Consider the following 18,785-nt stretch of genomic DNA (forward strand, 5'->3'; position numbering starts at 1 on the left):
GTGGCGTGGCGGGCTGGCGCGGCAGGCGCCCGCCAGGCTTCGCGCCTGCGCATGACGGCGCAGAGGTCTGTGCGCCCGGTATCCCCTGCTTCGCCCGCCCGACGCCGGACGCCCGCCCGCCACGCTGACCACGGCGGGTGCGCCGGCGAACGCGGCAAGCCGCTCAAGCTCTCCCTGCAGCGGCCGCTAACCGGTGACGACGCCCCAGCGACCGACGGACCGCGCTGGACCACCGATCGGCCGTGCCGCGCAGGCGCTGGAGTGCCGCCGCGCTCTGGGAGAGCAGATGAACTACCACCTTCATGTCCGCCGCACCCTCGACCGGCCGATCCTGGCGATTCAGGGCCTGACCCTGTGCGTCTGGCTGGCGCTGCTGCTGTGCAACCCTTACCTGCGCCATCCGCTGGACCCGCGTTACGCGCTGGCATTCGTCGCCATGCTCGGCAGCGGTGCGGTCATGCGCATGGCCAAGCGATCCTGGCAATGGCGGCTGGGCGCCTTCCTGTCCGTGATCGCGTTCGACGCCGCATTCCGGCTGCAACTGCATCACATGGGCGGCGCCAGCGCGAGCTGGATGCTGCCGGTGGCGGTGACCCTGAGCCTGGGCTACAGCGTGCTGTTCAGCCACGCGCGCGACTATCTGCTGGCCTTGGCCTGCACCTGGGCGATCATGCTCGGCTGGCACGACAGCCTGGTGCCGACCGCGGCCGACCTGCCGCTGCTGGAACTGCTGGTGGCGGCGGTGACGATCATCGGGCTGGCCATGAACCACGTCGTCGTCACCGCCCTGCGCAGCAACTACGCGCACCGGGAAAACGATCGACGCCTGGCCGCCACCGATGCGCTGACCGGTCTTCCCAACCGGCGCGCGCTCATCGCCGAGCTGGAGGCAGCGATCGGCGCCCGGCATGCCGTGCAGCTGGCCATGCTGGAGATCGATGACTTCGAGCGGATCGGCGCCGAGCACGGCCACCACGTCGGCGATGCGGTGCTGCAGGCGCTGGCGACGGAGCTGGTGCGGCTGGATCCGCGCTGCCGTGTCGGCCGCCTCGGCGGCGAGGAATTCGGCCTGCTGTTCGAGGCCGTGTCGCAGGCCAAGGCGAGCGAACGGCTGCAGCGCCTGCAGCAACGCATCCGCAACCTGCGCGTGGACGGGGCCGCGTTCACCTGCAGCGTCGGCCTGGCCTCGCTGCCGGCCGGCGGCGAGGTGTCGGACCTGCTCGCACGCGCCGACCGCGCCTTGTCTGCAGCCCGGCACGCGGGCGACGGCAGCCTTCGCCTGGACGGCGCCACGCCGGCCGCGGCCGGCACGCCCGCAACGTTTGCGCACGATCCCGTTCTGCCGGCGGCCACACCGCTGTAGCGCGAGGCCGGCAGATAGGGGGTGACGGCGTCCCTCGCCCCCACCGCGCGCCCGCACATCACCAACCCGCCGGGACGCAGCACTGAGCAGCACATGACGTACCCGGAGCACATCCGCCACCTGTTGGGCCGCTCGACCACGGCCATTCAAGCGCTGACCCTGTCGATCTGGGTGGCGACGCTGCTGCTCAATCCGTATCTGCAGCGGCCATGGCCCCTGGTCAACGCGATGCTGCTCGCCTCCATGCTCGGCGCCGTCGCCAGCACCCTGCTGGTTCGCCGCTTCTGGCAATGGCGCATGAGCGGCGCACTCTACGTGCTGCTGCTGTCGTGGGCATACCAGGTCGAACTGCGCCAGATGGGCACACACGGCACATTCTGGTGGCTGCCGACGACCGCCACGCTGTGCCTGGGCATCAACCTGCTCTTCCCCTTCACCAGAGACTACCTGCTAGCGCTGGCCTACATCTGGGCGATCATGTTGATCGGCCGACCGCTGCCGCTGGCCGCCGATGGCGATCCAGCGCTGCTGGGGCTGCTGGTCGTGGCGGTCTCGCTGATCGGCGTGGCGATGAACCGCACGTTCGCGCGGAGCATGCTGATCACTTACCAATTGAAGGAAGACTACCGACGCATTTCCGAGACCGACGCGCTCACCGGGTTGGCCAACCGGCGCGCCCTGATGGCGCAGTTGCATGCGCTGGCGAGCGGGCGCCGCGATTGCGGCACGCTGCAATTCGCGATGCTGGATATCGACGATTTCAAGCAGGTCAACGACACCCATGGTCACGATGTCGGCGACGCCGTGTTGCGCGCGCTGGCCGCGGAGCTGACGACGCTGGAGCAAGGCTGCCGGGTCGGCCGGCTCGGCGGCGAGGAATTCGGGATCGTGATCGACGGCATGAGCGACACGCAGACCGAGGATCTCTTGCAGCGGTTGCTGGAACGGGTGCAGCGGACCAGCGCAAAGCGTGTGGCCTTCACGTTCAGCGCCGGTGTCGCGCGCATGCGTCCGGACGGCGACATCTCCGATCTGCTCAAGCGTGCCGACCGTGCGCTGTACGCGGCCAAGCGCGACGGCAAGAGCCGGATCCGCACGGACAGCCACACACCGCCAGCAACCATGGCCGCCCTGCAGCATGCGCCCAACAGCGCGACGCAGGCCACGGATTCGACATAACTGCAGGCTCGACTCGCGGTTACACGCGCGCATGCAACTCAGGCCCAGGCCCAACACGCTCATCAGCACCGCACTGAGCCGGTCCAGGGGCCGCCGCGCGCGCATCCACCAGCGCGAATCAGACCGCGTGGATGACGAACGGCAGCAGGCTGGCGCGCTCATCCTATCGTTCTGCGCGCGCATCCCGGCCACCGTGCGGTCGGAGGGGTCGGCAATCCTCGCGCGAAACTAGCGTCACGGCGATCGCAACTGGCGAGAAACAGGCGATCAGCTTGCCACCGTGGGCATCGTCTCGGCATCGGTCGGATTAGCGGTGGTTTACCGGACCATTGATGCGCCGAAATCGGATCGGACTACGTTGCGGGAACGCAACCGCTAGGTGAATCAGGGATGACGCCATGGTTGGAGCCGCGCTGGCAGACGGCGATGCGTGGCACGAGCAGCCACAAGCAGACCAGAGCTGGCAGACCGAGCACACCGCAGGCAACTTGCCATGCGATGCGCATGCGGCGCGAGAGATGCGTCAGACGCAAACGCATCGAGGCGGCCACGGCGGAAGCAAGCATCAAGCCAACTGCCAACAGGCCGATGCCGCTGGGCATAGGTCCCGGAGCGGTCACTGTCAGTCGCGAGTTGGGAGCAAAAAGCGCCTTGGCGTACTCCTGTAGTAGATGCAGCACCGGCGACGGCCACCAGACGCGATAACGATGAATCGCCGGATAGTCGAAGGCGAGTTTTCGCCATTGGACGATGTCAGACCGACCATCGGCACGCACGCGCAACAGAAGAATCGCGGGGACAGCGCCATCCGCGGTATGCGCCTGTTCGGAGTACGTCAGGCAGACCAGGTAGCCGTCTGGCAATTCGATCAGGTCCAGCTTGCTCAAGTCGCCGATCGCGCCTGGCAGTGGAATGCGGACATGTTTTCTTGCAACAACACCATCGTGCGCAGGCTCAACAAAATAGAGCGCTCGATCGCTGAGCAGCATCATTCGACTGCCGACGCGACCCAAGCCTGCCAGCACTTCTCCAGCGTCGACCGATACGTAAGGAAAAACCTTCTTTTCTGAACTTGCATAGCGATATAGGGTGTCGCCTCCGACCAGGGCGACGTCGCTACCAGGCCATCCTGATAGGTTGCCGATGGGAAGTACCACGCGCGGGAATGCGCGCCCCTGCACAGCGACTCCCAAGCTTGCGACGAATTGACCGTCCAATAAGCTATAGCCGTTCAGGCGCATGCTGTCATGGCTGAATACCCAGCGAATGTTGCGTTCCGCGTCGTCGAATCGCATCGGTGCAATGTTGGCCAATTCATTGCGTTGCGGTTGCTTGCCGAGGCGGATGTCGAGACCCGAGGGCTTTGCGCTCTTGACCGCAATGGCCAACTGACCGGCATCGGGATATCTGCTGTCGCGCAGCGCAGCCAACATCCTTTTGCGCGGCTCCATTTTTTCGACCTCGATATGTCCGCCAGGAGGCGGGACCGCCATATTGAGCGGATGCGATCCCTGCGCGATCCACACCAATTCCAGCGCGAAAAGCACCAGAACCATCAGCATGTAGAGTCCCATCGATAGCGGCAATGCAAGCAGCAATGTCGCCCGTACCCCATTCACCGGAATCTCGGGATTCGGCCTGAATGCTCCAATCAACAAGGTACCCAACCAGACCAGCGCGACCAGTTCGACCGCAATCATGCCCACCCCGGTTGCGCGGGCGAAGACCGGCCAGGCAAGCAACGCTAGAGCGGCAGCCGCCTGGCGCGGGCCACGCAAGACGCAGAAGGCGCCAGCAAGGTATCCCGACATGACGACGCACAAGGCCGACAAGGCCAGCAGCCAATGGCGCATATCCACAACATGCCCAGCCACTTTACATTGCCAGACTGCGATCAAAAGGAGTGGCAGCACCACCGCGAGCAGCATCAATAGCCCCCCCGTTGCAATGAATGCGATGGCAATATGTCCATGAGGCAGCGGCCGGTGGAGCAGGCTCAGCCATTGACTGGGTCGACGGTAGCTTCCCACGTGATAGACGCCGAGTAGCCACCCCACTAGCCCGTAGACGCCGCCGACGACCCAATGTATCCAGAGCGGCTGCTGACCTAGATCGGCAATGCGGGCAAAAAATGCCAATGTGCCCAAATGGACCAGAGCCGCAAGGATCGCCCATGTCCGGAAACGCATGAATTCAATCTTCAGCAGACACCACATGCTTCTTCTCCGGGAACACGTCAGTGCAAGAATGGGACCGTATCGCCCCTGCCGAGAAATGCATTGACCGCACGATCCAGACTGACAGGCATCGAATTGATCGATCGCGCGCCCGCTGCATGCAGGAAATCGGCGAATCCTTCGTTCTGGTCAAGCACCAAATAGTGATGCAGGCCGGCAAGCCGGCGCGCCTCCAAAAGACCTGGGATGCTGTCGTGCGCAGGCCCCTTGAAGGGAATATCGGCCACCCAGTAGGTCACCCGCGCGCAGAACGCTTCCGGCGTCGACATGTGCCGGAGCTGACCGTTGCCCAGTACGATCAGGTTGTCCGCGACGCGCTCGATCTCGTCCATTTGGTGCGAACAGTAGATGATCGTGCAATCCTCCACGACGTTATCCTGGAGCAGCGATTCCAGGAAGGCTCGCTTGGCCACTACATCCAGACCAAGCGTGGGCTCATCCAGCAATAGCAACTGCGGACGCTGAGCCAGCGCCAATGCAAGGTTGAATACAGCGCGCTCGCCCCGCGAAAGCTGGGAGATCCTCTGACGCCGCACCAAGCGGCAGCGACCGATCGCACTGTCGAAGATCGAATGGCTCCAGCGCGAGTACTGGCGGCGTTGCATTTCTATCAACTCGTGCACCCGCATCCATCCCGGAAGCGTGTGTTCTTCGTTCACAAACCCGATACGGCCACGGTCTTCCGGTGTGAGCAGTTGGCTGTCGCGGCCGAGTATGCGTGCTTGCCCACCACTTGGCGCGAGAAAACCAAGCAGGATGCGAAACAGGGTGGATTTGCCGGCGCCGTTGGCGCCCACGATGGCGTGGACGCCCCCGCATGGGATGTGCAGGTCTAGGCTGTCCAGCACAAGCGTACTGCCATAGCGCTTGGTGAGATTGACGGTTTCCACCACGAACTCGTTTGCAACATTCATGCGATGTCCTGCGCAGTGTTCGTTTGATTGATCACGCGATCTTTCGCGGCAAGGCTCGGAGCAGACCTTGCTGGATGCGTTCCTGTACCGTTTCGGCGGAAAAACCGAGCGGAACCACGTCGTGGATCAAGCGATCGACCGCTTCGTCCAGACGACGCCCGCGTTCAACATCCGAAAGCCGCTGCCGCGGCGGGGCAACGTAGAAACCCATGCCTTGCCGCGAATCCAACCAACCTTCTGCGACGAGCTCGGCATACGCCTTGACCACCGTATTGGGATTGACGGCCAACTGCTGAGCAAGACCGCGCACACTTGGCAATTGCTCGCCATGAGCGATCTTTCCCGTGGCAATGCTCATACGCACCGCATCGGTGATCTGACGGACGATAGGACGAGCATCTCCGGTCGCGATCTGAATCATCAAGGCAGCCATACGTGCCATATTTCCCACCCCATTGATTTGTACTACTACAAATAGTACAGTCAAGCACTCCCCACTGTCCAGCCATACGTCACCCGCCCCACGTGTACTCCAAGCATTGGTTGCGGTGTCCCCGCGTCAAATCACTGTACTACTTGTATTAGTACAAAAATATCAAGGAGATCCAATGACCATCCCTTCCCGCAGCCTCACTCGTTTGCGCCAACTGGCGCTGGCAACGCTATCTTCTGCAATTGGCCTGACTGCTTCCGCAGGAATTCCAGACGCTCCAACCTCTTCTTCCGCAGCGATTGCGCACTATCTCGCGCAATGCCACGCGGTCAGGATATGCAACGGCAGTTTCCGCGTGTCCGAGCACGGCAGACTGATCTATACAACCGCGCTGGGCGACGCGAACGCTGGCGGTGAGGAACAACTGACGGTTGATCACCAGTTCGACATCGGCTCGGTCAGCAAACAGTTCACGGCTGCGGCCATCCTGCGCCTGGCGGAGCAGGGGAAACTAAACCTCGATGATCCCGCCGCCAAGTATCTGCCGGAACTTCCCTACTCGGAAATCACCCTGCGACACCTGCTTACGCACACTTCCGGGGTTCCTGATCTCCTCCCCGTATATCGGGAAATCCTAAAGAACGGCAAGACCAGCGCGCCGATGCAGGGCAATGAAGCGGTCGCTCTTCTCGTCGCTCACAAAGCACCATTAAGCTTCGTCCCCGGATCCGCATTCGACTACAGCAACACCGGCTACATCCTGCTGGCGCAGGTGGTTGCCCGAGTGTCGGGGATTGATTTTGCACAGTTCATGCAACGTGAATTCTTCGGACCGCTGCAGATGGCGCACACCCATGTTCGCGTACCCGGCAACGAAACCTACATCCAGCCACGCGCTTACGGCTTTGTCGTGCGTTCGGACGGCACACGCAAGGCGCTGGACCAGATACCGGGTTTTTATCCGGTTGGCCCGGGTGGCATTTACTCCACCACTAGCGACCTGCAGCGATGGGCCGATGCACTCGACCAGGGCAAGGTCATGTCGAAGTCGAGTTGGACGCTGGCATCGGCCCCTACTCGTCTGGCAGACGGCAGCACGGTACCTTACGGGTTTGGCTTCAAGCTACAGCGCTCCGCACTCGGACGACCGATGGTTGCGCACGGTGGGGATTGGCGCGGCTTCAAGGCTGATTTCACACTATTGCCGGAACAGGGTATCCAGATTCTGATGCTGACCAACAACGGGCAAGACGACAGCGTGGAAGCCGCTCGCGATGCGATTGAGGCGATCCTGGCCGGCAAGCCGCATGTCGAACTGCGCGAATCGGTGCATTGGGAGCTGTTCCGTCGCGCAAATAACGCGAACGCAACGGAACTGAAAGCATGGTTGCTAAAGGAATGGGAGAAGCGTCCACAACGTTACGATTTCCCTGGGCAGCCGCTAGAGCAGGTCGCAAGCGAACTATTGAGGAGCAAGGAATCCGACAAAGGACTTGCGGTGCTGGAATTCAATGCGCAAGTCCATCCCGGGTCGCTGGATGCGCTCGACAGCCTTGCCAATGCCTACCTAGAGACAGGTAACCGTCAGGCAGCCGTTGAGCAGGTGGAAAAGATGCTGGAGATAAAGCCGGACTCTCGGCGCATCCGCGAACGTCTCAAGCAGATGCAGAAATAGCCGATGGCATTCTGCCGGCGGACAGAAACTCGCCCGCCGGCAGCTGCCAGGATCTTCCCCGGTGCAGTGCTGTCGGCATGGGATCCAGTGAAGCCGTCGCTCGTGGCTTGGCGAGTCCGAACCGGACCGCCCCGATTTGTCATCCCAGCGCCTGCGCGTGCACCCCGGCCACCGCGCGGCCGGAGGGATCGGCCATCGTCGCGAAGCTCGCGTCCCATGCGATCGCCGCCGGCGAGGAGCAGGCGATTGACTTGCCGCCGGGCACGGTCTCGGCGGCGGCCGGGGTCGGGAACACGCGCTCGAACAGGCTGCGGTAGTAATAGGCTTCCTTGGTCTGCGGCGGGTTCACCGGGAAGCGCTTGTCGGCCGCGGCCAGTTCGCGGTCGCTCACCTGCGCCTCGGCATGCGCCTTCAGCCCGTCGATCCAGCCGTAGCCGACGCCGTCGCTGAACTGCTCCTTCTGCCGCCACAGGATCGACTCGGGCAGGTAGCCCTCGAACGCTTCGCGCAGCACCGCCTTCTCGATGCGCTTGCTGCCGTCGGCGCGGGTGCCGGCCATCTTGTACTGGGCGTCCATGCGCATGGCCACGTCCAGAAACTCCACGTCCAGGAACGGCACGCGCGGCTCCACGCCCCAGGCCATCATCGACTTGTTGGCGCGCAGGCAGTCGTAGTTGTACAGCGCGTCGAGCTTGCGGATCAGTTCTTCATGGAATTCGCGCGCGTTCGGCGCCTTGTGGAAGTACAGGTAGCCGCCGAAGATCTCGTCGCTGCCTTCGCCGGAGAGCACCATCTTCACCCCCATCGCCTTGATCCGCCGCGCCAGCAGGAACATCGGCGTGGAGGCGCGGATGGTGGTGACGTCGTAGGTCTCGATGTGCCGGATGACTTCAGGCAGCGCGTCCAGGCCTTCCTCGAAGGTGTATTCGAAACCGTGGTGCACGGTGCCCAGCGCCTCGGCGGCGATCGCCGCGGCGGCCAGGTCGGGTGAGCCCTTCAGGCCGATCGCGAACGAGTGCAGGCGCGGCCACCAGGCCTCGGCCTCGTCGTTCTCCTCGATGCGCTTGCGCGCGAAGCGCGCCGCCACCGCCGCGACCAGCGACGAATCCAGCCCGCCGGAGAGCAGCACGCCGTACGGCACGTCGGTCATCAACTGGCGATGCACGGCGCGCTCGAAGGCCTCGCGCAGTTCCTGCTTGCTCACCTCCACGCCCTGCACCGCCGCATAGTCGCGCCACGGCTTGCGGTAGTACTGCACCAATGCGCCGCTGGCGCTGTCGTAGTAGTGGCCCGGCGGGAACTGGGCGACGTCGGCGCAGCTGTCGGCCAGCGACTTCATTTCCGAGGCCACGCGCAGCCGGCCCTGCGCGTCATGACCCCAGTACAGCGGGCACACCCCCATCGGATCGCGCGCGATCAGCACGCGGCCGGCGGCCTTGTCCCACAGCGCGAAAGCGAAGATACCGTTGAGGCGGTTCAGCAGCGCCTCCGGCGTGGTTTCGCGGTACAGCGCGTTGATCACCTCGCAGTCCGAGCCGGTCCGGAAGGCGTAGGGCTGGGCGAGTTGTTTCTTCAGTTCGCGATGGTTGTAGATCTCGCCGTTGACCGCCAGCGCCAGTTGCCCGTCGTCGGAGAGCAGCGGCTGCGAGCCGCCGGCCGGGTCGACGATGGCCAGGCGCTCGTGGACCAGGATCGCGCCGTCGTCGACATACACGCCGCTCCAGTCCGGGCCGCGGTGGCGCTGCCGCTGCGAGCAGTCCAGCGCCTGTCGCCGCAGCGCCTGCAGGTCGTCGCCCGGTTGCAGGCCGAAGATGCCGAAGATCGAACACATGGGAAAGCTCCTGATCGTGGGGTGGTGGTTGCGGAGGGGAGACACCCAGGCACAAAAAAACCCGCATCGGCCGATGCGGGTTTTCTGGTGGCTGGGCGTGGTGTTTCTGGTAGCGCCTAGTCGCAGACCCGCATCGGCCGCGCACGATTATTCGCCAGCGCATTATTGCGGCCGTTGGCGTTGCTCGAGCGGAGGACGGACAGCGAGGTCATGGAGCGACCGTAACCCGGCACGCGGGCCCGCGCAACTGTTACCGCAGCAACCGTTCGATCAGGCGCAGGTACAGGTCCGGCAGCGCCTCCAGGTCGGCCACGCGCACGTGCTCGTCGACCTGGTGGATGCTGGCGTTGACCGGGCCGACCTCGATGCACTGCGCGCCCAGCGGCGCGATGAAGCGTGCATCGGAGGTGCCGCCGCCGGTGCTCTCCTCCGGCGGCGCACCGGCGACCTCGCCCAGCACCTCGCGCGCCACCCGGCGCAGCATGCCTTCGGGGGTGTAGAATGGCTCGCCGCTGCGGTGCCAGCGCAGTTCGTAGTCCAGACCATGGCGATCGAACAGCGCGGCGATCTCCGCTTCCAGCCGCGGCGCATCCCAGTGCGGGGTGTAGCGCAGGTTGAAGGCGACCTGCAGCTCGCCGGGGATCACATTGTTCGCACCCGTGCCGGCATGCACGTTGGAGAGTTGCAGGCTGGTCGGCGGGAAGCTTTCGTAGCCGTCGTCCCAGTGCCGTGCGACCAGTTCGGCCAACGCCGGCGCGGCCAGGTGGATCGGGTTGCGCGCCTTGTGCGGATAGGCCACATGCCCCTGCACGCCGCGCACGCGCAGCGCGCCGGAAAGACTGCCGCGACGGCCGACCCGCAGCAGGTCGCCGAGCCGTTCGGTGGACGAAGGCTCGCCGGTGATGCACCAGTCGATGCGCTCGCCACGCTCGGCGAACACGCGCGCCACGTGGCGCACGCCGTCGATCGCATCGCCTTCCTCGTCGCTGGTCAGCAGCAGCGCCAGCGTGCCCGGGTGCTGCGGCTGCGCGGCCACGAACCGCTCGGCGGCGACCACGAAGGCGGCCACGCTGCCCTTCATGTCGGCAGCGCCGCGCCCGTACAGCACGCCATCGCGGACCTGCGGCGCGAACGGATCGCTGCTCCAGGCCTCGCGCGGTCCCGGCGGCACCACGTCGGTATGGCCAAGCAGCGCCAGCACCGGACCGTCGCCGCCGCGATGGGTGGCCCACAGGTTATCGACCTCGCCAAAGCGCAGCCGCTCGATGGCGAAACCGGCGCGCTGCAGCCGCTGCGCGATCAACTCCTGGCAGCCGGCATCGTTAGGGGTGACCGACGGGCGGGCGATCAGGTCGCAGGCGAGTTCAAGGACATCGGACATGCAAGGACACCGTTGGAAGACACGAGAGAGACGCGATGCGGATCGCCAACGGCACCGTCGCGTGCGGGCGGCGCCGGAAACGCAGTGTACGAGCGCTGCTGGCGGATTCGAAGGGTCTGCCCGTGTCGCCTGGCGGACGCGCGGCGCGATCGCGGCTCTCGTTACGACGCGACGCCCGGCCAGCGCATGCACTGCACGCGCACCGCGAAAGCCTCGTTGCCGGGCATGCGCCCACGTTGCACGCCGGTTTCGACGAAGCCACAGGCGCGATAGAACGCCAGCGCCGCGGCATTGCCCTCCAGCAATTCCAGGATCAGGCCGGCCGGGCTGGCGTCCTGCACCGCGGCCACCAGCGCCTGGCCGACACCGCGCCGGCGCGCGGCCGGATCCACGTACAGCCAGGCCAGTTCCTCGCCATCGTCGGCGACGAAGCCGAGCACCTGGCCATCGCACTCGGCGACCTGCACGCGGTAATCGAACAGGCCTTCGCGCTCGGCCGCGATCGGCAGCGGCAGGAACGCCTCCACCAGCCCCGCCGCCTGCAATTCCTCCAGGCGCGCGGCGTCGTGGATGGCGCACAGGCGCGCCCAGTCCTCGGACCGGTACGGGCGGACGGTCACGCCACCCCGAACCGCTGCTTGAAGCCGTTGTCGGAGAAGCCCTGGCTGAGCTTGCCGTCGTCGGTCACCACCACCGGGCGGCGGATCAGTTGCGGGTATTCGCGCAGCAGCAGCTTCCACTCGGCATCGGAGCCGGGTGTCTTCTTGTTGTCGGGCAACTGCCGCCAGGTGGTGGAGGACTTGTTGACCAGTGCGTCGAACCCGCCGGCCTGGCCGGCCCACTCCAGCAGGGTCTCCGGAGTCGGCTTGTGCTCGCGGTAATCGACGAAGGTGTAGGCCACGCCGAAGCGATCCAGCCACTTCGTCGCCTTCTTGCAGGTGTCGCAGTTCTTCAATCCGTACAACGTCGTCATCGAAACATCCCTTCAAGCGAATAAAGCCCCTCTCCCACCGGGAGAGGGGTTGGGGTGAGGGTCGGTCGGCCAGGACAGATCGCCGCCCAATGCACCGCTCACCGCCTTTCGGCGGACGATGCCATCAGGAGACGAACCGGGCACTCCGTCATCGACAGGCCGCAGCGCGCGTGATCTTACCCGCCGCGCGCGCCATCGGCTTCCCAGGCGCAAGAAGAAGCCGCCCGCCCTCACTGCGCCGGCACTTCCTTGAGCTGCGCCGAGTCGATCCGCCAGCGCAGTTGCGCCGCCGAAGCCCCGTCCACGCCGTTGACCCGGCGCAGCACGTAGTCGCCGCGGAAGCGTTGCCGCGTGCCGTCGGCCAGCGTCGCCTCCACGGTGACCGGGACCGGCTGATACACCGAGCCGGCGGCACCCTCGCTGCGGCCCAGCGCGCCGATCGTCGCCTTCACCGCGCGCGTCTGCGCGAAACCAGCCTTGAACGCGGCGTAGGACTGCCCAGGGCGCCCGTCCTCGCCCCACTGCTGCCAGGCCGTGGCGTAGTCGCGCGCGTTGATCGCCGCGTAATAACGCCGCACCACGTCGGCCGCCGCCTGCGGGCTGTCAGCGGCCGGGCCGCAGCCGGCCGTGGTCGGTCCGTCGCGGCCGAGCAGCGCGCAACTGCGGGCGATCTCGTCGTCGATCATCGCGCAGCTATTGGCGGCATTGCAGGGCGGATGCGTGGCCGGCGACACCGCGCGGCAGGTGTCCACGCGCGCCGCCGCGGCGTCGGCGCCGATCTCGTCGGCACAGGACAACGGCTCGCCTGCTGCGCTGCCGCTCTGCGCCGTCGTCGCAGGCGCTTGCGCAGGCGCAGGTGCCGCGGACGAAGCGGGGTTTGGCGCAGCGGCCGCCACCGCTGGCGTGTCGCCATCCTTGGGCGCCGTCGGTGCCGGCGCGCCCTCACGGCCGCACCCTGACAGCACGAACGCTGCCGTCATCCAGCAAGCCCATTTCATCTTTCGCATCAGTGTCTCCTGTCGTCGCAGCGGCCGCGCCCAAAGACGCTCTGCGCCGGGCATCTAGTCCGATGCGCACCGCCGTAGAAGCACCCGGACCTGCGTGTGGCAGCGTATCCCGCTATCGATGTACGCCGGATGTGCACCATGCCCTGGCCGCGAGATCTCGAGTCCTGCGAGGCTCCCGCGTTGCACCGTGCGACGACCCCATGGTGTGCCCAGGCTACCCGCAGATGGCGCACTGGCGTTGAATTCGCAGGAGGTTCGGCATCAGCATGCCGATGACAACGGAAGCCACAGTGTGCTTTTCCGCCGTTGCGTTTGCTTTTGATCTACCGGGTTCCCTTCCGCAGCGGCGGATGGACCGGGGAAACACCCGAAGGGCGGCGCACATGGATGTGCGCCGTCCGCGGCAGGGGCAGGATGCCCCTTCCGCGGATCCCCGGTGCATCCGCGAACCCGGAGCGCGCAGCGCGGAGGGCGCGTAGGCAGGGTGTGCTTTCTTTTGGTTACTTTTCTTTGCACAAGCAAAGAAAAGTAACTCGCCGCAAGGCGAAAGCCCTTGCTGTTGGCTTGAGAAGGCTATGTAGCGTCAATTGAGGAAGCAGCACACCAAAGCGAGACCGGGCTGAGCCCGGTCCCACCATCCTCAGTCGGCCAGCCCGCGCAGCAGCTCGTTGACGCTGGTCTTGCTGCGGGTCTTGGCGTCGACCTGCTTGACGATCACCGCGCAGTACAGCGAGTGCGAACCGTCCTTGGACGGCAACTGCCCGGACACCACCACGCTGTACGGCGGCACATAGCCGTAGGAGATCTCACCGGTGGCGCGGTTGTAGATGCGCGTGCTCTGGCCCAGGAACACGCCCATGCCGATCACGCTGTGATGGCCGACCACCACGCCCTCCACCACCTCCGAGCGCGCACCGATGAAGCAGTGGTCCTCGATGATGGTGGGGCTGGCCTGCAGCGGTTCGAGCACGCCGCCGATGCCGGCGCCGCCGGACAGGTGGCAGTGCTTGCCGATCTGCGCGCAGGAGCCGACCGTGGCCCAGGTGTCGACCATGGTGCCCTCGCCGACGTGCGCGCCGATGTTGGTGAAGCTCGGCATCAGCACCACGTCCTTGCCGAAGTAGCTGCCGCGACGCGCCACCGCGCCCGGCACCACGCGCACCCCGGCCTTGCGGAACTCGGCTTCGTGATAGCCGGCGAAGCGCGATTCCACCTTGTCCCAGAACGGTGCCGGCTGCGCTTCCACCACGGCCATCTCGTTGACCCGGAAGTACAGCAGCACCGCCTTCTTCAGCCACTCGTTGACCTTCCAGCCGCCGTGCCCGTCGGGCTCGGCGACGCGGAACTCGCCGCTCTCCAGGCCATCGATGACGCGGTTGACCACCGGCCGGGTGGATCCCTCGATCTCGTCCAGGGTCAGCGTGGCGCGGCGCTCGAAGGCGCTGTCGATGGTGAACTTCAGTTCGTCGGCGCTGGGCACGGCGACCGGCTTGGCGCGCAGCGGCTTCGGCGCGGGCTTGGCCGGCTTGGCTGCCGCGGTGGGCGTCGCAGGCTTGGCGGCGGCCGGCTTGGCGGTCTTCTTCGGGGCCGTCTTCTCGGGCGCCGCCGTCTTGGCAGCGGACTTCTTGGCGGCAGGCTTCTTGGTGGCCATCAGCGGGGGTCTCCAGGCGGGGTATCGGGGTCCAGGCACGCCTGCAGCGCGGCCTGCAGCGCCTGGCGGGCGGCCTCGGGCAACGGCAGGTTGTGCTCGTCGGTGATGTGGAACAGATCCTCGGCGCGCTCGCCGAAGGTGGCGATGCGCGCGTCGTGCACGCGCAGGTGGTGCCGGCGCAGCACCTGGGCCACGTCCGCCAGCAGTCCCGGGCGGTCCGGCGCGACCAGGCCGAGCCGGGTCAGGCGGCCGTCGAGGCTCTCGCGGAACTCGATGCGCGGCGCGAAGCGGAAATGCCGCAACTGCCGCGGCACCACCCGTCGCGCCGGGCGCAGGCGCGCCAGGTCGCCGGCCAGCGCCTCGCGCAGCCCCGCCTGCAACTGCGCCAGGTCGCCGCTGGCGAAGGCATCGGCAGGCATCACCTCGAAGGTATCGAAAATCGCGTCGTGCGGGGCGTCGAGCACCCGCGCGCGATGGATGCCGTAGCCGAGCCGGTCCAGGGTCATCACGATCGCGGCGAACAGGCCGTCGCGGTCCGGCGAGTACACGAACACTTCCAGCGCCGCATCGTCGGGCGTGACCGGGCGCACCTTGACCAGGGTGCCGCCCAGTTCCACCTCCATCAGCGAGGTCGCCTGCCAGGCCAGTTGTTCGGGGCGGAAGCGCAGGAAGCTCTCGTCCGGCATGCCGGCGAACTGGCGGTCGATGGTGACGTCGTCGTGGCCCTGGATGTGCATCAGCGCGCGCGTGGCCTCGCGCGCCTCCTGCAGCCGCTCGGCCACCGGCAACGGATGCTCCAGGCCTTCGCGCAGGGCGCGGCGCGCGGCGAAGTACAGGTCGGCCAGCAGCCGGTCCTTCCAGGCGTTCCACAGCTTGGGGCTGGTGCCGGCGATGTCGGCGCAGGTCAGCAGGTACAGATAGTCCAGCCGCTCGCGGTCGCCGACCAGGCTGGCGAAGCGATGGATCACCTCCGGATCGGCGATGTCCTGCTTCTGCGCGGTCACCGACATGCGCAGGTGCTGCTCGACCAGCCAGGCGACCAGGTCGGTGTCGGCGGCGCTGAGCGCATGCGCGGCGCAGAACGCGCGCGCATCCACCGCGCCCAGTTCCGAATGGTCGCCGCCGCGGCCCTTGGCGATGTCGTGGAACAGGCCGGCCAGCAGCAACAGTTCCGGCTTGCGCAGCCGCGGCCACACCTCATGCGCGATCGAGAAGCGCTCGTCGGCGCGCGCGTTGGCGAACACCGCCATGTTCTTCAGCACCATCAGCGTGTGCTGGTCGACCGTGTACACATGGAACAGGTCGAACTGCATGCGCCCGGACACCTGCGCGAACGCCGGGATCCACTGCCCGAGCACGCCCAGCCGCGCCATGCGGGTCAGCGTCTGCACCGCGCGCGGGCCGCGCAGCAGCGCCAGGAAGCGCTCGCGCGCGGTGGTGGTGGCGTCGGCGTAGGCCGGCAGGTGCGGCAGCGCCTCGGCCAGCGCGCGCGCGGTCAGCGAATGCAGGCCGCGGATCTCGCCGTGCGCAGCCCAGGTGGCGAACAACGCGAACACCTGCACCGGGTCGGCCTGCGGCCAGCGCTCGTCGTCGGCGGCCAGGTAGCCGCGGCGCAGCGAGAAGCCGCCGTGCAGCGGCTGCGGCTGCGCCTCGCCGTCGAACTGTTCCTCGAAGCGTTGCAGCAGGCGGTCGCTGAGCCGGCGCACGATCGCCGCGCTGCGGTAGAAGCGCTGCATCATCTTCTCCACGCCCAGGCTCTCGGGGTCGTCGGAGAAGCCCAGGCGCTGCGCCAGCGCCTTCTGGTAATCGAAGCGCAAGCGCTCTTCCGGGCGGTTGGCCACCAGGTGCAGCCCATAGCGCAAGCGCGCCAGTTCGCGACGCTCGCGGCGCAGCGCCGCGGCTTCGTCGCCGCCGACGTGGCCCAGCCCGATCAGCGGCTCCAGGTCGCGCACGCCGAACGCGCGCAGCGCCATCCAGCCGAGCGTGTGCAGGTCGCGCAGACCGCCGGGGCCGTCCTTGATGTCTGGCTCCAGGTTGTCGGCAGTGTCGCCGAAGCGCTGGTGGCGGGCCTGCAACTCCTCGCGCTTGGCCATGAAGAATTCACGCGGCGGCCACACCCGCTGCGGCGCGATGGCCGCCGCCAGCGCCGCCTTGGCCGTGGCGTCGGCCTGCAGCGGGCGCGCCTCGATCAAGGCGGTCAGCACGGTCTGGTCGGCGCAGGCCGCGGTGCACTGCGCGGCCGAGCGCACCGCATGGCTGACCGGCACGCCGGCATCCCACAGCAGCGGGAACAGCCGCGCCAGCGCCGGTTCGTGCGCCGGGTCGAGTTCGCCGAACACCAGCAGGTCGATGTCCGAGCGCGGGAACAGTTCGCCACGGCCATAGCCGCCGACCGCAAACAGGGCCAGCCCGGCCTCGCGCGGCACGCAGCGGCTCCAGGCATGGCGGATCAACTGGTCCAGGGCGCGGGCGCGCAACGCCAGCAGGCGGTCGATATCGTCGCCCTGGTCGAAGCGCTTGCTCAGCCGCGCATCGGTCTGCGCCAGCAGTTGCCGGACCGCGGCCGCCCAGCCGGCGTCGTCGACGCCGGCGCCGGGCATGCCGGCATCGGCGCCGGCCGGCAGCAGGCTCACGGCTCGCCGAGGCCGCCCGGCGACAGGGTCAGGACCTCCACCCCATCGTCGGTGACGGCGACCATGTGCTCCCATTGCGCGGACAGCTTGCGGTCCTTGGTCACCACGGTCCAGCCGTCCGGCAGCACGCGGGTGTAGCGCGTGCCCTCGTTGATCATCGGCTCGATGGTGAAGGTCATGCCCGGCTTCAGCACCAGGCCGTCGCCCGGCCGGCCGTAGTGCAGCACCTGCGGTTCGTCGTGGTAGACCTTACCGATGCCGTGGCCGCAGTACTCGCGCACCACACTGAAGCGCTCGCTCTCGGCGTACTGCTGGATGGCATGGCCGACGTCGCCGAGCGTGGCGCCCGGCTTCACCGCGCGGATGCCGCGCCACATCGCTTCGTAGGTGGCCTCGATCAGGCGCCGCGCCATCACCGAGGGCGTGCCGACGCAGTACATGCGGCTGGTGTCGCCATGCCAGCCGTCCTTGATCACGGTGACGTCGATGTTGAGGATGTCGCCGTCCTTGAGGACCTTGCTGTCGCTGGGGATGCCGTGGCAGATGACGTTGTTCACCGACGTGCACACGGTCTTCGGGTAGCCGCGGTAGCCGACGTTGGCCGGGACGGCGCCCTGCACCTTGACGATGTGGTCGTGGCAGATGCGGTCCAGCTCGGCGGTGGTGACGCCGGGCTTCACGTACGGGCCGATCAGGTCCAGTACCTCGGCGGCCAGGCGGCCGGCCACGCGCATCTTCTCGATGTCCTGCGGAGTTTTCAGATTGACGGTCATGGCCGTCATTATCGCTCATCCCGGCCCTGGCTGAACGCGCCGGGCGGCTCGGCGGCTTTTTGGCACGCGGCGGTGCCCATCCCCGCCTTCACCGTGATGAACGCGGCGCGGCGTGGTGGTCATCTCATGTGAAAGCTGGATAGCGATCCAAAATAATGTGAACTGGCGCGCATTTTGCACTGGCAGCGGCACCGGCGGTTGTCCGCCATCACCGAAGAACCCTGCCATGTACCTCTTCCACCGCGTTCTCGCCTTCCTCGTGCTGTTCGCCGCCGGGACCGGCCTGGCCTGGGCCCAGTCCGACTCGCGTACCTTCAACGTCAAGATCCAGATCACCAGCGTCTGCGACATCCAGACCGCGCCCACCGACGTCGATTTCGGCAGCGTCAATTCCACCCAGACCTCGATCAACAGCACCGGCACCTTGAACGTGCGCTGCACCTCCGGCACGCCGTACAACATCGCGCTGAACGCCGGTTCCGGCTCCGGCGCCACGGTCACCACCCGCACCATGGGCAGTGCCGACGCCAGCAATACCGCACGCGTGCCCTACGCGCTGTACCGCAACGCCGCGCGCACCCAGAACTGGGGCTCGACCATCGGCACCGACACCCAGGCCGGCACCGGCAATGGTGCAGTGCAACCGATCACCGTCTACGGCCAGGTCGCCAGCACCAACTACCCTGCCGGTTCATACAGCGACGTCGTCACCGCCACCGTCACCTGGTAACCGGA

The 18,785-nt window shown here is 66.7% G+C and carries 15 protein-coding genes; 4 read left to right on the forward strand and 11 right to left on the reverse strand.

Annotated elements, in window-relative coordinates; genetic code table 11:
- Positions 1–286 precede the first annotated feature (286 nt).
- Together AC1PLR_RS13570 and AC1PLR_RS13575 are read left to right on the forward strand one after the other, a co-directional pair.
- Positions 287–1,363: a GGDEF domain-containing protein gene (locus AC1PLR_RS13570; RefSeq protein ID WP_481101320.1), complete on the forward strand. Its 1,077-nt coding sequence runs from the start codon at positions 287–289 to the stop codon at positions 1,361–1,363.
- A 21-nt stretch (positions 1,364–1,384) separates the two neighbouring features.
- On the forward strand, positions 1,385–2,542 hold the full coding sequence (locus AC1PLR_RS13575) for a GGDEF domain-containing protein (RefSeq protein ID WP_481101321.1): 1,158 nt from the start codon (positions 1,385–1,387) through the stop codon (positions 2,540–2,542).
- A 353-nt stretch (positions 2,543–2,895) separates the two neighbouring features.
- Here AC1PLR_RS13575 and AC1PLR_RS13580 read toward each other — a convergent pair whose 3' ends face one another.
- Genes AC1PLR_RS13580 through AC1PLR_RS13590 form a run of 3 tightly spaced genes read right to left on the reverse strand, consistent with a single transcriptional unit; the run spans position 2,896 to position 6,114 of the window.
- Positions 2,896–4,758 carry a hypothetical protein gene (locus tag AC1PLR_RS13580; RefSeq protein ID WP_481101322.1) on the reverse strand — a complete coding sequence of 621 codons (1,863 nt, stop codon included), beginning with the start codon at positions 4,756–4,758 and terminating at the stop codon, positions 2,896–2,898.
- A 20-nt stretch (positions 4,759–4,778) separates the two neighbouring features.
- Entirely contained in the window at positions 4,779–5,693 is a 915-nt protein-coding gene (locus AC1PLR_RS13585; protein WP_481101323.1) for an ABC transporter ATP-binding protein, read from the reverse strand.
- Between the two features lie 31 nt (positions 5,694–5,724).
- Entirely contained in the window at positions 5,725–6,114 is a 390-nt protein-coding gene (locus AC1PLR_RS13590) for a GntR family transcriptional regulator (protein ID WP_481101324.1), read from the reverse strand.
- 187 nt (positions 6,115–6,301) lie between these two features.
- Here AC1PLR_RS13590 and AC1PLR_RS13595 point away from each other — a divergent pair, with 187 nt between their 5' ends.
- Positions 6,302–7,801 (forward strand): serine hydrolase domain-containing protein, encoded by a 1,500-nt coding sequence (locus AC1PLR_RS13595; RefSeq protein WP_481101325.1) that lies wholly within the window; start codon positions 6,302–6,304, stop codon positions 7,799–7,801.
- 139 nt (positions 7,802–7,940) lie between these two features.
- Here AC1PLR_RS13595 and asnB read toward each other — a convergent pair whose 3' ends face one another.
- From asnB to map, 8 genes are all read right to left on the reverse strand, one after another.
- Complete coding sequence (asnB, locus tag AC1PLR_RS13600) at positions 7,941–9,632, reverse strand: asparagine synthase B (RefSeq protein ID WP_481101326.1); 1,692 nt, start codon at positions 9,630–9,632, stop codon at positions 7,941–7,943.
- A gap of 250 nt (positions 9,633–9,882) precedes the next feature.
- Complete coding sequence (gene dapE, locus AC1PLR_RS13605; RefSeq protein WP_481101327.1) at positions 9,883–11,013, reverse strand: succinyl-diaminopimelate desuccinylase; 1,131 nt, start codon at positions 11,011–11,013, stop codon at positions 9,883–9,885.
- A 161-nt stretch (positions 11,014–11,174) separates the two neighbouring features.
- On the reverse strand, positions 11,175–11,633 hold the full coding sequence (locus AC1PLR_RS13610; protein ID WP_481101328.1) for an N-acetyltransferase family protein: 459 nt from the start codon (positions 11,631–11,633) through the stop codon (positions 11,175–11,177).
- Entirely contained in the window at positions 11,630–11,986 is a 357-nt protein-coding gene (locus tag AC1PLR_RS13615; RefSeq protein WP_010344024.1) for an arsenate reductase, read from the reverse strand. The genes AC1PLR_RS13610 and AC1PLR_RS13615 overlap by 4 nt, the downstream gene beginning before the upstream one ends.
- A gap of 230 nt (positions 11,987–12,216) precedes the next feature.
- The gene (locus tag AC1PLR_RS13620; RefSeq protein ID WP_481101329.1) at positions 12,217–12,783 is read right to left on the reverse strand and encodes a hypothetical protein; all 567 of its coding nucleotides are present in this window, start codon (positions 12,781–12,783) and stop codon (positions 12,217–12,219) included.
- An 850-nt stretch (positions 12,784–13,633) separates the two neighbouring features.
- The gene (dapD, locus tag AC1PLR_RS13625) at positions 13,634–14,644 is read right to left on the reverse strand and encodes a 2,3,4,5-tetrahydropyridine-2,6-dicarboxylate N-succinyltransferase (RefSeq protein ID WP_481101330.1); all 1,011 of its coding nucleotides are present in this window, start codon (positions 14,642–14,644) and stop codon (positions 13,634–13,636) included.
- Positions 14,644–17,244, reverse strand: coding sequence for a [protein-PII] uridylyltransferase (locus AC1PLR_RS13630; RefSeq protein WP_481103597.1), 2,601 nt, complete (start codon positions 17,242–17,244; stop codon positions 14,644–14,646). The genes dapD and AC1PLR_RS13630 overlap by 1 nt, the downstream gene beginning before the upstream one ends.
- Before the next feature lie 29 nt (positions 17,245–17,273).
- Positions 17,274–18,050, reverse strand: a complete 777-nt coding sequence (gene map, locus AC1PLR_RS13635) for a type I methionyl aminopeptidase (RefSeq protein ID WP_481103598.1) — start codon at positions 18,048–18,050, stop codon at positions 17,274–17,276.
- Between the two features lie 226 nt (positions 18,051–18,276).
- Between map and AC1PLR_RS13640 the strand changes: the two genes are divergently transcribed.
- Positions 18,277–18,780, forward strand: a complete 504-nt coding sequence (locus AC1PLR_RS13640; protein ID WP_209244285.1) for a Csu type fimbrial protein — start codon at positions 18,277–18,279, stop codon at positions 18,778–18,780.
- The last annotated feature ends 5 nt before the right edge of the window (positions 18,781–18,785 follow it).

Source organism: Xanthomonas sp. NCPPB 3570 (genome assembly GCF_056725115.1).

Coding starts and splice junctions, on each gene's coding strand:
- dapD (WP_481101330.1), bottom strand. CDS start 14,644: ATGGCCACCAAGAAGCCTGCCGCCAAGAAGTCCGCTGCCAAGACGGCG.
- AC1PLR_RS13640 (WP_209244285.1), top strand. CDS start 18,277: ATGTACCTCTTCCACCGCGTTCTCGCCTTCCTCGTGCTGTTCGCCGCC.
- AC1PLR_RS13580 (WP_481101322.1), bottom strand. CDS start 4,758: ATGTGGTGTCTGCTGAAGATTGAATTCATGCGTTTCCGGACATGGGCG.
- asnB (WP_481101326.1), bottom strand. CDS start 9,632: ATGTGTTCGATCTTCGGCATCTTCGGCCTGCAACCGGGCGACGACCTG.
- AC1PLR_RS13630 (WP_481103597.1), bottom strand. CDS start 17,244: ATGCCCGGCGCCGGCGTCGACGACGCCGGCTGGGCGGCCGCGGTCCGG.
- AC1PLR_RS13570 (WP_481101320.1), top strand. CDS start 287: ATGAACTACCACCTTCATGTCCGCCGCACCCTCGACCGGCCGATCCTG.
- dapE (WP_481101327.1), bottom strand. CDS start 11,013: ATGTCCGATGTCCTTGAACTCGCCTGCGACCTGATCGCCCGCCCGTCG.
- AC1PLR_RS13615 (WP_010344024.1), bottom strand. CDS start 11,986: ATGACGACGTTGTACGGATTGAAGAACTGCGACACCTGCAAGAAGGCG.
- AC1PLR_RS13590 (WP_481101324.1), bottom strand. CDS start 6,114: ATGATTCAGATCGCGACCGGAGATGCTCGTCCTATCGTCCGTCAGATC.
- AC1PLR_RS13585 (WP_481101323.1), bottom strand. CDS start 5,693: ATGAATGTTGCAAACGAGTTCGTGGTGGAAACCGTCAATCTCACCAAG.
- map (WP_481103598.1), bottom strand. CDS start 18,050: ATGACCGTCAATCTGAAAACTCCGCAGGACATCGAGAAGATGCGCGTG.
- AC1PLR_RS13595 (WP_481101325.1), top strand. CDS start 6,302: ATGACCATCCCTTCCCGCAGCCTCACTCGTTTGCGCCAACTGGCGCTG.